This window comes from Ruegeria sp. C2 (assembly GCF_056537765.1).
This window is the reverse complement of record NZ_JBQFRZ010000018.1, coordinates 1-12,826: the sequence shown is the minus strand read 5'-3', so window position 1 is coordinate 12,826 and position 12,826 is coordinate 1. Positions and strand designations below refer to the sequence as shown.

Sequence of the window (12,826 nt, the reverse complement as noted above, 5' to 3'; positions counted from 1 at the left end):
CGACGCGGTACGACAGGTGCCCCAGAGTATTCCTCTCAGCAATCGCTCTCGCCGCTTTGGTCATCTATTGGTTATGAGTCCTGAGCCTAGTCGACCGCGTCGCAGCATTTCGACATGCTCAGGAGAAAGAAAAGAGAAATGCAAAATCCGGGAGCGATGAATAGTATGCTGGATAGACAAATCTTAAAGAGTCTTTTTTCTCAAGTTGCCCCTGATCATAGCAAGGCGTCATAGCGAGTAAGCTGTATCAAATATGTGATCGATTTTGTCTGAGAAATCGTGCCAAAGTGTCGAAAAGTTGCCGACACGCCAAAATTCCTTCGCACTCGATCCTCCGCGTGAAATGCCCGATGAATAGGAAAGCACTAATTCGCTGCCTCAGACGTTCTCTGTTCAAAATCTGAACAGACACCCCACTAAGGATAGTCTCCCGAACTTTGCAAAGTCTGGTTTGTTTCGCAATGCTGACACCCGGGATGTTCAGTGCTGCAAGCGCGGCGAACGGCAGCTCGGTGGCCCTATTGCTTTTTGCGATATGACGGAATGTAACAATCGTCAATGGTGGCGGTCATCCTCCCCGCCGCTTTCCTTTCATGGGCCTGCGGGATTTGGACAAGCCAAACGCCCCTGGCCGTCAGGGTGAGGGCGCGGCCCTCCCCCTCGGGCAACCCTATTAGACAGGGTCGTGTCCTCGGCTGTGCCTGCGGGCCGCACCACCTCTGTCGAATAGCATTGCCTCGCCCCCTCCCGCGTTCGCCACGTGGCAGATTAGAAGGAACAGGCAGCTTCGCTGTCTGACCTACAAATCAGCTCTGATTTTCCGAAAGGGAAGTCAGATCAAACCAAACTGTCTGCGGGAGTATGAAATGGGGGCGGCGTGTTAGTTGATGACGCAAAGGTCAAATTCAACTGATGTCCAACGTTGGGGGCGCCTTCTGATGTCGAACGTTCGCTGCTTTTCTGGTCCAACTATGACGGTTGGGTCAGGTTCGTGTGACGTTCAACATTTACCAAATGGCGGACCGAGGAGGATTCGAACCCCCGACCCCTTGATTCGTAGTCAAGTACTCTATCCAGCTGAGCTATCGGTCCGCGTTGGTGAGGCGCTATGTAGACCCGGGGCTGAGCGCGTGCAAGCGGATTCTGCAAAAAATCTTCAAAAAGTCACGCCGCCCCGGGGAAGCCTTATTTCAAAGACAGTTCCCTGCGCTCCGGTATCCTTCAGGAATAGGTCGCCACCATGGCCACGCACCAATTCCTGCGATATTGCAAGGCCAAGACCGGATCCACCCTTTCGAACCCCACCCTGAAATGGCGTGAACAAATTCTCACGTGCTTTGGGTGGTAGGCCAGGTCCTGTATCGCTGATTTCGATACACCACTCGATGTCCTGTTCCACAGCGGAGACGGTGATCCGACCCGGCTTGCCCGCAGCAATAAGAGCCTGACGGGCATTGCGTACGAGGTTCAGAATAACGCGGTAAATCTGTTCGGGATCGGCGCGGATCACCAACTCCTTGGGGACGTCATTGACGATTTCGACACAGGCATCGGCGATAGCAAGCTGTTCGCTGGCAACAACATCAGCGGCAACGTCCTGCAGGTGCACCATGGTCAGGGTCGGGGCCGGCTCTTCGGCGCGACCGAAAGCCAGCGTGCTTTCGCATAAAGACACCGCACGGGTTATCGAGTTGACCAGCTTTGGCGCCAAGCGACGCACCAGCGGGTCGTCACTGGTCTCGATCCGGTCAGTGAACAGCTGTGCCGATGTCAGGATATTGCGAAGATCATGGCTGACCTTGGCGACCGCCCCGCCCAGTTGTGCCAACCGCTCGCGTTGCTTCAGGGCCTGCGTTAGATCGGTTTGGAGCGTCTGAAGCGCCTCTTCCGCCTCACGCAGTTCGGTCACTTTGGAGCTGGGGGAGATGATACCGCGCGCGTCCTCCGGTGCGGTTGCATAGCGCTGCATATAGCCGACTACGCCTTTGATTGGACGAACCAGCACCACGCGCACGGCGAGAAACAAGAGCGATGCCGTGATAATCGAAATTACGAAAGACAGCCCGAGAATGCGTAAGCCGTAATCCGTCATCGCCATGCGCAGAGGATCGCTGTCCATGGTCACTTCGATCAGCAGGCCTGCATCTTTCACCGGGGCGCCAATCACACGGACGACCTCATTTTCAGGCGTAAAGAGCCGCGAAGTGGCGTCACGGATCAGTACCCAGGCACTGGCATCGCGCAGATCATAGGTCTTGGTGATCCGGTCTGGTATGGGCGACGACAGCATCAATTGGCGCACCTCGTCGCGGCGCAACACAACGTTGTAGACGCCGGCATTGGCCAGCAATTCAGCCTCAAGATCATCGGCCAGCATGTCATCGGCCAGCAGCGCGAGCGATGCAATCTGGGCCCGCTCCAATCGGTTGAGCAGGAAATCCTCTCGGAAGCGCGCGATTGAGGGCACAAAGATCAGGATTTCGGCCAACATGACGAAGACCGTCGTCAGGATCAGAAATCGGCCCGACAGCGAGTTCACTTTGCGCTCCTCCTCGGGTCAGGGAATCCAGCGCTGGATAAATCTGACCACTCTTTTAACCGTTTGATTCTCAAACAGCCTTGGCGAGAAATAAGCGCCCGCCACCCGTTTGTTAAGCTCTCCGATCGTCGGATAGGGTGAGACCATTGCAGCAATCTGACCCATCTTGAGGTTATTGGCCAAGACCAGCGACCACAAGTTGATCAATTCTCCGGCCTGATGCCCTACGATTGTTGCGCCGACGGGTCGGCCTTTTACGACCATCACCTTAATGAAACCCTTCGTCTTCCGCTCGGAAATGGCGCGATCATTGTGATGAAAGTCAAAGCGCGCGATTTCCAGCCTGTCGCCGTGCTGTGCGCGGGCCTGCGCCTCGCTCAGACCGACCTGCGCCAGTTCTGGGTCGGTATATGTGGCCCAAGGAATATGCGCCGTTTTCGCCTTTGACGGCAGTCCGAACAGGGCCGAGCGGATAATGACCCCGGCCTGATATCCTGCCACATGAGTGAATTGCAGCCCGCCAGCCACATCACCGATTGCGTAGACTTTGCGATTGGATGTTCGCAGAGACTCATCGACCTTGATGCCTGTGCGTGTCCGATCAATCCCGGCAGCTTCAAGGTTCAGCCTGTCGATATTGGCCTTACGCCCAACCGCCAGCAGCAGGTGAGAGCCTGCATAGATTTCTCCGTTCTCGGTGACGACCTCGATAGAATCCGCATTGCCACGAATCTGAGCGACCATGGCGTTTTCGTGGATCGCAACACCTTCGGCCTTCAGGCTGTCCAACACAACTGAAGCTGCCTCTGGGTCGTCCTTGCCCAGCGCTTTCATGCCCTCAATCACCGTGACCTTGCAGCCCAGTCGGATATGCGCCTGCGCCATCTCCATTCCGATGGGGCCTCCACCGATGATCAGCAGGTGTTCGGGCTTGTCGCGCAGGTCGAATATGGTCTCGTTGGTGCAATACGTCACCTGATCCAACCCGGGCAGAGGCGGCACCAAAGGCGACGAGCCGGTGGCCACAACGACACGGCGGGCGGTGATCAGATGATCTCCGGCCTGCACCTGTGTAGGCGAGACAAAGCTGCCATATTCCCGGATCACTTTGACGCCAAAGCCTTCGAAACGTTCCTGGCTGTCCATCGGCTCGATCTGTGCGATCACATCATGAACGTGATCCTTGGCAGCGGCATAGTCGATCTGCGGCACCACATCCGTGATGCCATAAGCGGACGCATGCGCCTGTCCATAGGCTGCCTTGCCACTGGCAATCAGAGCCTTTGAGGGGACGCAGCCGAAATTCAGACAATCACCGCCCATCTTGTGCCCTTCCAGAAGGACGACATCCGCACCCATCTGACTGGCCCCGGCAGCCACGGACAGCCCGCCCGACCCGGCGCCGATCACCAGGATATCGGTCTTCAACTCTTGCATGGGTCAGGCGTCCTTTCGGCCACGGAGGGATTTGATGACAATCGGCAAAGCGGCCAGAACACACAAGCCAATGATGGGGCCAATGACAAACGGTTCCCACAGTAGCGAGACATCCGGCATCTCGCCCCGGTCGAACACACCACCCAGTCCGACACCGATCCAGGTGTAGACAATGCCGCCCGGGATGATGCCAAGCGCTGTGGTAATCAGGAAGTTGCGGAATTTCACCCCCACCAGCGCGGGCACCAGATTGGCCACAAAGAAAGGTACGACGGGCACCAGACGTAGCAGGAACAGAACTGAGATTTCGTTCTCACGCAGCCCGTCCTTGAGTTTCTTGACTGCCCCTTCCGAGGATTCCAACCGCGCTGTCAGCGATGCGCCCAACCCCCAGCGTGCTGCCAGGAAGATGGCCGATGCGCCGATGGTGGCGGCGACAACGTTGAATGCGGTCCCGGCGAAGAGACCGAACAGGAACCCTCCGGTCATCGAGGCCACGGCCGCTCCGGGCAACGAAAAGGCGACGATTACGATGTAGATCGCAACAAATGCAGCAGCCATGGCCCAGTAATTGGCGTCACGCCATTCCAACAACGCCTCGCGGTTGTCGCGCAGGGTCTCAAACGTCAGGTAATCACCCAAGGTGAAAAACCCCACCGCAGCTACGGCGAGAATCACCAGCAATGGAATATGGCGCGCAAGCCCGCTGCGCGGGGCCTGAGTTGCATCACTCATCAGGTTGTCCGGTTTTTTACGTTTCATTCTGGGTACAACATGCGACGCCTGCGGGTCGCGCAACAGAGACCTCACGTGGCGTTGATGTTTGTGGCAGGGAATGTGAGGGATTCAGGCACTATAACCCGCGATTTGAAACCTTTTGCTGGTACCGGTTACAGATTTGTTGCAAAAGGCCGCAAAACACCCACCTAGGGGTTTGACTTAGCACCCGTGACCCAGTAGAGGACGGGCTTCGAACATTAGGGCCAGGCGAATCCGCGCCGCACCCACCGCTATAGATTGGAGACGGAGCGATGAAACGCACCTATCAGCCTTCGAACCTGGTTCGCAAACGCCGCCACGGTTTCCGCGCGCGCATGGCCACCAAAGCCGGCCGCAAAATCCTGAACGCGCGCCGCGCACGTGGCCGCAAGTCGCTGAGCGCGTAAACCGCTCACTGATCAGGTTATGAACATGACGCCGCCGGAGGCCCCTGAGGATGGTAGCAACCAGCCGAGGGTGAAGCCCCCGGCGGTGTCCGTTTGCGCACCCGAAACGTTGATCGTATTGCAGAATCGCTCGGACTTTCTGAAGGCCGCGCGGGCGAAACGTCAGGGTACGGCCTCGATGATGGTGCAAGCGCGCAAACGCAGCGCCGACGAAGCGTCCGGCATTCGCGTCGGGTTCACCTGTTCCAAGAAAGTCGGCAATGCCGTGGCCCGCAACCGCGCCAAGCGCCGCCTGCGCGAGGTTGCGCGTGCCGTTCTGCCCGTTCAAGGCCGCGAGGGTTGGGATTACGTTCTCATCGGACGTACCGAGGTCACAGCTGCCCGCCCCTTCGACGCGCTACTAGACGATCTGCGCTATGCGTTGCGCAAATTGCATGGCGGCAAATGACACTGCTTGCGCATCTCCTCGCCCTGCCCGTCCGGGCGTATCGGCTGATCTTCAGCCCGTGGGTCGGTTTCAACTGCCGCTATCAACCCACCTGTTCAGCCTACGCGCTGGAGGCGCTGGAGAAGCACGGCCCCGTCAAGGGCACATGGCTGGCCGCCCGGCGCATCGGACGCTGCCATCCATGGGGCGGCGATGGCTATGACCCAGTGCCAGACGAAAAACCCTGACCCTTGCCCGGTTCACCCATCTGCGATAGGCCCCGCCCATGTTTGATGAAGCCGACGATATCCATCCGCTCTTTGCCGGTGCCCCCTCGACCACCGAGTTCAAGAAACTGCGCAAACGCATCGTGCGCCAGACACGCGAAGCCATCGAACATTATGGGATGGTCGACCCGTCCGCGCATGACAAGGACGGCAAGCCCCCACGCTGGCTGGTCTGTCTGTCCGGAGGCAAGGACAGCTATACCCTGTTGGCGGTGCTATACGAGTTGAAATGGCGGGGCTTGCTGCCTGTCGATCTGCTGGCCTGCAACCTCGATCAAGGACAGCCCGGATTTCCCGCGACTGTGCTGCCCGAGTTTCTGGACCGCATGGGCGTACCCCATCGCATCGAATACCAGGACACCTATTCCATCGTGATGGACAAGGTCCCGCAAGGGCGCACGTATTGCGCGCTGTGTTCACGCCTGCGCAGAGGCAACCTCTACCGGATTGCACGAGAGGAAGGCTGTTCGGCGGTTGTTCTGGGCCATCACCGTGACGATATCCTTGAAACCTTTTTCATGAACCTGTTCCATGGCGGGCGTCTGGCAACCATGCCGCCCAAGCTGGTGAATGAAGAGGGCGACCTGTTCGTCTATCGCCCCCTCGCCCATGTGGCCGAGGCCGATTGCGAGAAATTCGCCAGGGCGATGAACTATCCCATCATCCCCTGTGACCTGTGTGGCAGTCAGGATGGTTTGCAACGCCAACAGGTCAAACAGATTCTGGATCAATGGGAAAAGAACAGCCCCGGACGGCGGCAGGTGATGTTCCGGGCGCTGACCAACGCGCGTCCGTCGCACCTGCTGGATCCAAAACTCTTTGATTTTGCAAATCTTTCGCTCGATCCGATTCAAAAAAACGAAAATTCGGACGAAATTCCACAGCTGCGTTAACGACTGACTCAGATTGGTTTCCTACGCTCGGCCTGCGCGACCCATGCACAAGTCGAAGGCCGTCGAAACCGATGCGGAATATTGTCTCTGTTGACCGAATCCTTGAGTTGCTGCGCACCGGCCTCAGCGGGCCGCAGGCGCTTGCATTTGTTCCTGCCGCCTGCCTCGCTGCCTTCTGGCTGGGTGGCGAGGTCGCTTTGCTGCTCACGGCGCTTGGTTTGCCGCTGCTGAGCGCAACGTGCGGTTGGGGTAACCAGCTGCATCGGGCAACAAGCCCGGGGGCTCGCCCCTCCGGATTGGTTGCGAACGACGTGTTCCAGGCCGAGATGCAGGTTCTGAGCGACACCGCAAAAGGTAGCGGCGACAATGCTGCCTGTATCGCGGTGGCATTGGATGATTTTGCCGATCTGATGGATGTCCACGGTCAGGCCGCAGCGAACCATATCACACTACAATTCAGTGATCGCATCCTTGCTACCATCCGAAGCCATGATGTCTTCACCCATATTTACCAGAATCGGTATCTGATCGGGCTGCAACCCTCGCCCCAGCTCGATCTTGAGGCCTGTATTCAGATGTCAGGTCGTCTTCAGACCGCGATCGAAGATCCTGTTCTGCTCAACGGTGCCAGCGTTTATCTGTCCTGTTCAGTAGGCTTTTGTCTGCGTTCCGATGTGCTGGATGCAGATGCCGGGGAATGGACCGAAGCCGCCTGCTCCGCGCTTGCCGAGGCCCAGCGCAGCGGGCCTTCGACGATCCGCGCTTATTCTACCGAGACTCGGCGGCGGTCCCTGGTTCGCGCCAACCTGCGGCGGGATTTCGAGGCCGCGCTGGACCATGGTGAAATACGTCCTTGGTTCCAACCTCAGATTTCCACGGATACAGGCAACATCACCGGGTTCGAAGCGCTTGCCCGATGGGAACACCCAAGCAAAGGAGTCCTCGGTCCTCAAGTATTTCTACCTTTCGCCGAGCAGGCTGACCTGATGGACCGACTGGGGCAGGTCATGCGGCATCACGCTTTTGATGCAATGCGAAACTGGGACCGCGCCGGCCTCCTGGTGCCTCGGATCGGCATCAATTTCTCGTCAGACGAGCTGCGCAACCCCAGCCTTGTTGACCGATTGAAATGGGAACTGGATCAGTTTGACCTGACCCCGGACAGGCTGGCCATCGAAGTGTTGGAGACCGTCTTTTCCCGCCGTCCCGACGATGTGATCACCAGAAATGTAACCGCCTTAGCCGCCCTAGGTTGCTGCATCGATCTGGATGATTTCGGAACCGGCCATGCCTCGATCGCATCCATCAAGCGCTTTGACGTTTCACGCATCAAGATTGACCGTTCTTTCGTGACCAGGGCAGATCAGGATCCCAGTCAACAACAACTGGTCAGTGCCATTCTGACGATGGCAGAGCGGCTGAACCTGGAAACCCTTGCCGAAGGTATCGAGACGGCAGGTGAGCACGCACTGATGGCGCAATTGGGCAGTGATCACGTACAAGGGTTCGGCATCGCCAAACCCATGCCCTACGAACAGACGCAAGATTGGATCGCCGCGCACCGGGCCAAGATCAAGGGCACCCCCAAGATCGGGCGCAAAATGGGATGAATTCGATGTAACTGGTGGATTGAATCCGCCATTGCGGCGAATTGGCTGGCGATTCCGCTTGACCTTTGGGCCTGCACTCTGTTGAACCCACCGGGTGTGTTTCACTGCTTAAGGTGGCTGTCCCCGATGGACGATCAGAATAAGAATCTTATCCTCGCAACCGCGCTCAGCTTTCTGGTGATCCTTGTCTGGTTCGTACTGTTCCCACCTCCGGAACCGACGGCGACAGAGGAAGAGGCCACGATCGCTGCTCTTGAAGGTGACGAGGTTCAAACGCCCAGTGCCTCCGGCACTGTTGGTGAGGCAAGCGCCGCCGCTGACGAAACACTGCCCGAAGAACAAGCCCCGCGCGTAGAGATCGACACACCGCGTCTGAAAGGCAGCCTGTCACTGTCGGGCGGCCGCATTGATGAGCTGTTCCTGAAAGACTACAAAGTTTCCATCGACGAAGGTGCTCCCATTGTCGAGCTGCTGTCCCCTGTAGGCTCTGAATCCGCCTACTACGCCCTCTACGGTTGGGCCCCGGGTTCTGGCGTATCCGGCACTGATGTTCCCGGTCCCAACACCCTCTGGACGCTTGAGCAGGGCGACGCGCTGGGTGTGGACACTCCGATCACCCTGGCTTGGGACAATGGCAACGGCCTAACCTTCCGACGCACCATTTCGGTAGATGAAAACTACATGTTCTCGGTGACCCAGTCGGTCGAAAACGCCACTGCGTCCGAGGTCAGCATGGCTCCTTACGGCATTCTGGCGCGTCACGGTATCGGCGAAGATGGCGATCTGCCGGGTCTCAAGAACTTCTTCATCCTACATGAAGGCGTGATCGGCATGGCGGACGGCACATTGTCCGAGGTCGATTATGGCGATGTGCGCGATTTTGACATCGACTCCACTGAGCGCGCACAGGCCGAGGTGTATCAGGTCAAACAGGACGGCTGGATCGGCTTTACCGACCATTACTGGATGACCACCTTGATCCCCGACCCCGGATCGGCGTTCAAAGCCGCGGCCAAATACGACTCGCGCCGCAAGATCTATCAGACGGAAACCGTATTGCCGACGCTGACCGTTGCCGCTGGCGCGACCGAAGAGGTCAGCACGCGTCTGTTCGCGGGTGCCAAGGAATGGGAAGCCATTCGCGAGTATCAGTCCGAAGGCGTGCAGAAATTCATCGACAGCATCGATTGGGGCTGGTTCTTCTTCCTGACCAAACCGATCTTCTGGTTGCTTCATAATATCAACCTTCTGATCGGCAATATGGGCTGGTCGATCATCGGTCTGACGCTGATCATCAAGGCGATCCTGTTCCCGCTGGCATTCAAATCCTATGTCTCGATGGCGAAGATGAAAGAACTCCAGCCACAGATGGAGGCCCTGAAAGAGGCTGCTGGCGATGACCGCCAGAAGATGCAACAGGGCATGATGGAGCTCTACAAGAAGGAAAAGGTGAACCCCGCCGCGGGCTGTTTGCCGATCCTGCTGCAGATCCCGATCTTCTTCTCGCTGTATAAGGTGATCTTCGTCACCATCGAACTGCGTCAAGCGCCCTGGTTTGGCCCGTTCCAGGATCTCAGCGCGCCGGATCCAACCTCGATCTACAACTTCTTTGGCTGGCTGCCTTGGGCAGCGCCGCAGCCCGAGAGCTTCATGGCGCTGATCTTCATCGGTATCCTGCCGCTGTTGCTGGGTATCTCGATGTGGCTGCAGCAGAAGCTGAACCCGGCACCAACCGACGCGACGCAGGCGATGATCTTTGCCTGGATGCCGTGGGTGTTCATGTTCATGCTGGGTGGCTTTGCAAGCGGTCTGGTTGTCTACTGGATTGCAAACAACACGATCACCTTTACCCAACAATATCTGATCATGCGCAGCCAGGGCTATACGCCTGATGTGTTCGGCAACATCAAATCCGGCTTCAAGCGCACGCCAAAAACGGACGATAAATGAGCGGCGCAGTTACCGCGCTGTGGCGGCATCCGATCAAAAGCCACGGGCGTGAAAGCCTTGATCAAGTCACCATGACCCCCGGGCAGACCATGCCCGGGGATCGTGTTTGGGCAGTGGCGCATGAGGTTTCCAAGGCAGACGGGTCGGAATGGGTGCCCTGCACCAATTTCAGCCGAGGTTCGAAGGCACCTCAATTGATGGCAATCTCGGCGCAATTGCACGGCAACACCGTCACGCTGCGCCATCCAAACAGGCCCGACCTGAGCTTTGAGCCTGATACGCAACAGCAAGCGTTTCTGGAGTGGGTCAAGCCGTTGATGCCTGCCGATCGCGCTGCATCCGCTCGTATTATCCGCGTTCCCGGTCGCGGCATGACGGACAGCGATTATCCATCAATCAGCCTGTGCAGCATGGCCTCGCATCGAGCAGTCGAACAGAAGCTGGGTCGCGACCTATCCATCACCCGTTGGCGCGGCAATATCTGGTTCGATGGGCTCCCGCTGTGGGAAGAGTTCGACTGGATTGACCGCGATATCCGCATTGGTGAGGTGGTCTTTCACGTCCGCGAGCGTATTACACGCTGCATGGCGACCACCGCCAACCCTGAAACGGGCGAGCGGGATGCCGACACGCTGGGTGCGTTGAACAGCTGGGATCATCAGGATTTCGGTGTCTACGCAGAGGTGCGGGAAGGTGGCATCATCCGCGCCGGTGACAAGGTTCAACTGCTATGACCGCGCTGCCATTCCCACTGGCCGAGACGCCCGACGAGTTTGCAGCGGAAATCGGGCGCAAGCTGTTTGCCGGACCTTCAGAGTTCGTCAAAGGCGTCGTCGCTATGGACGGATTGCCTGCCCCTGACCGGCTGGAAGTCTGCTTCGCCGGGCGTTCGAATGTGGGCAAGTCCAGCCTGATCAACGCACTGACCGGCACCAAAGGTCTCGCACGTGCCTCCAACACACCGGGCCGCACACAAGAGATCAACTTTTTTACCCAAGGCCCAGAGCTCTATCTGGTGGACCTTCCCGGCTATGGCTATGCCAACGCACCGGTCAAGGTGGTTGAGAAGTGGCAACGGTTGCTGAAGCAATACCTGAGCGGTCGTCAAACCCTGCGCCGTGCCTTTGTGCTGATCGACTCGCGCCATGGGGTGAAACCGGTCGATGCCGAGATCATGAAGCTGCTGGACACCAGCGCCGTAACCTTTCAATGCGTGCTGACCAAGGCCGACAAGGTCAAGGCCAAAGATCGCGAGAAGGTTCTGGAACAGGTGCGCAGCGCATTGTCGAAACACCCTGCGGCATTCCCTGAAATCGTGCTGACCTCGTCCGAGAAAGGCGACGGGATTCCGACCTTGCGCTCGATCATCGCGCATCTGGAATAGCTTCGCCCTTGGCAGCGCCGGGCAAAGGCCCTAACACGGTGTGTCAGAGGGACTTTAGCCATGAAGACACGAGATATGAATCGGGACTGGATCGCCACAGCAGCCACCTTGAACAGCGCCCTGCCCTACCTGCAGCGTTATGACGGCGCGATTGTCGTCATTAAGCTGGGCGGCCACGCCATGGGCAGTGACGAAGCAATGGAAAGCTTTGCCCGCGACGTGGTTCTGATGCGCCAGGTCGGGGTGAACCCGGTCATCGTTCATGGCGGTGGCCCGATGATCAATGCAATGCTGGACAAGTTGGACATCCAGTCTGAATTCGTGGGCGGCAAGCGCGTGACCGACAAAGCCACCGTAGAGGTGGTTGAGATGGTGCTTTCGGGTCTCGTCAACAAGCGCATTGTGCAGGCGATCAACGGCCAGGGAGGCTCGGCCGTTGGTCTGTCGGGCAAGGACGCTAACCTTATGATCTGCAACCAAACGGACCCTTCGCTCGGGTTTGTCGGTTCACCATCCGAGATGAACCCCAAAATTTTGCACGATCTGTTCTCACATGACGTGATCCCGGTAATCGCCCCCTTGGGTGCTGGCCGCGAGGGTGAGACATTCAACGTCAACGGCGACACGGCGGCGGGCGCGATTGCCTCAGCGCTCAAGGCGGATCGTCTACTGCTGCTGACCGATGTCTCGGGCGTCAAGAACGCCGCCGGAGAGGTCGTGACCGAACTCAAAGCCGGGCAAATCCGTGAAATGACGCTGGAAGGCACGATTGCGGGCGGTATGATCCCAAAGACAGAGACAGCTCTGGACGCCCTCCACAGCGGTGTTCGAGCCGTTGTCATCCTTGACGGGCGCGCGCCCAATGCGGTTTTGCTGGAGCTGTTCACGGAACATGGCGCAGGCTCGCTGATCCGACCTGACTGATCGATGCGTTGAGGTTTCGATGACTGACAAATCAGACACCTCTTCAGATATCTGCCCAGAATTCACGCGCGTCGCGCAAGCTGCTGAGGCTGCAGGCCTCATCATCATGGGCGCTTTGTGATCAGCCCCACTTGAGTGGTCCAATTTGATTGTTAGTGCATGACTGGCCTTTGGTCCATCTGGACGATGGTTTCCGGGGCCGGTGGGCG

At 58.1% G+C, this 12,826-nt stretch carries 12 protein-coding genes and 1 tRNA gene; 9 read left to right on the top strand and 4 right to left on the bottom strand.

Features of this window, described 5'->3' with window-relative positions:
* Positions 1-1,015: 1,015 nt before the first annotated feature.
* From ACR0IV_RS21640 to ACR0IV_RS21625, 4 genes are all read right to left on the bottom strand, one after another.
* Positions 1,016-1,092 (bottom strand) — tRNA-Arg (locus tag ACR0IV_RS21640).
* A 64-nt stretch (positions 1,093-1,156) separates the two neighbouring features.
* Positions 1,157-2,539, bottom strand: coding sequence for an ATP-binding protein (locus tag ACR0IV_RS21635; protein ID WP_480661115.1), 1,383 nt, complete (start codon positions 2,537-2,539; stop codon positions 1,157-1,159).
* Between the two features lie 18 nt (positions 2,540-2,557).
* Entirely contained in the window at positions 2,558-3,976 is a 1,419-nt protein-coding gene (locus ACR0IV_RS21630; RefSeq protein WP_480661117.1) for a dihydrolipoyl dehydrogenase family protein, read from the bottom strand.
* A gap of 3 nt (positions 3,977-3,979) precedes the next feature.
* Complete coding sequence (locus tag ACR0IV_RS21625; RefSeq protein WP_480734441.1) at positions 3,980-4,711, bottom strand: TVP38/TMEM64 family protein; 732 nt, start codon at positions 4,709-4,711, stop codon at positions 3,980-3,982.
* A 296-nt stretch (positions 4,712-5,007) separates the two neighbouring features.
* Between ACR0IV_RS21625 and rpmH the strand changes: the two genes are divergently transcribed.
* The 9 genes from rpmH (at position 5,008) to argB (ending at position 12,617) form a co-directional block, all read left to right on the top strand.
* Positions 5,008-5,142, top strand: a complete 135-nt coding sequence (gene rpmH, locus ACR0IV_RS21620; RefSeq protein ID WP_005980833.1) for a 50S ribosomal protein L34 — start codon at positions 5,008-5,010, stop codon at positions 5,140-5,142.
* Between the two features lie 25 nt (positions 5,143-5,167).
* A complete protein-coding gene (rnpA, locus tag ACR0IV_RS21615) occupies positions 5,168-5,590 on the top strand; it encodes a ribonuclease P protein component (RefSeq protein WP_480661121.1) in 423 nt (140 codons plus the stop codon).
* Positions 5,587-5,817 carry a membrane protein insertion efficiency factor YidD gene (gene yidD, locus ACR0IV_RS21610; RefSeq protein ID WP_480661123.1) on the top strand — a complete coding sequence of 77 codons (231 nt, stop codon included), beginning with the start codon at positions 5,587-5,589 and terminating at the stop codon, positions 5,815-5,817. Before rnpA ends, yidD begins: the two co-directional genes overlap by 4 nt.
* A 38-nt stretch (positions 5,818-5,855) precedes the next feature.
* Entirely contained in the window at positions 5,856-6,749 is an 894-nt protein-coding gene (gene ttcA / locus ACR0IV_RS21605) for a tRNA 2-thiocytidine(32) synthetase TtcA (protein WP_480661125.1), read from the top strand.
* Between the two features lie 71 nt (positions 6,750-6,820).
* Positions 6,821-8,359, top strand: a complete 1,539-nt coding sequence (locus ACR0IV_RS21600; RefSeq protein ID WP_480661127.1) for a putative bifunctional diguanylate cyclase/phosphodiesterase — start codon at positions 6,821-6,823, stop codon at positions 8,357-8,359.
* A gap of 126 nt (positions 8,360-8,485) precedes the next feature.
* On the top strand, positions 8,486-10,309 hold the full coding sequence (gene yidC, locus ACR0IV_RS21595; RefSeq protein WP_480471854.1) for a membrane protein insertase YidC: 1,824 nt from the start codon (positions 8,486-8,488) through the stop codon (positions 10,307-10,309).
* On the top strand, positions 10,306-11,043 hold the full coding sequence (locus tag ACR0IV_RS21590) for an MOSC domain-containing protein (RefSeq protein WP_480471853.1): 738 nt from the start codon (positions 10,306-10,308) through the stop codon (positions 11,041-11,043). Before yidC ends, ACR0IV_RS21590 begins: the two co-directional genes overlap by 4 nt.
* On the top strand, positions 11,040-11,693 hold the full coding sequence (gene yihA / locus ACR0IV_RS21585; RefSeq protein ID WP_480471852.1) for a ribosome biogenesis GTP-binding protein YihA/YsxC: 654 nt from the start codon (positions 11,040-11,042) through the stop codon (positions 11,691-11,693). Before ACR0IV_RS21590 ends, yihA begins: the two co-directional genes overlap by 4 nt.
* A gap of 60 nt (positions 11,694-11,753) precedes the next feature.
* Entirely contained in the window at positions 11,754-12,617 is an 864-nt protein-coding gene (argB, locus tag ACR0IV_RS21580) for an acetylglutamate kinase (protein ID WP_480471851.1), read from the top strand.
* Positions 12,618-12,826 lie beyond the last annotated feature (209 nt).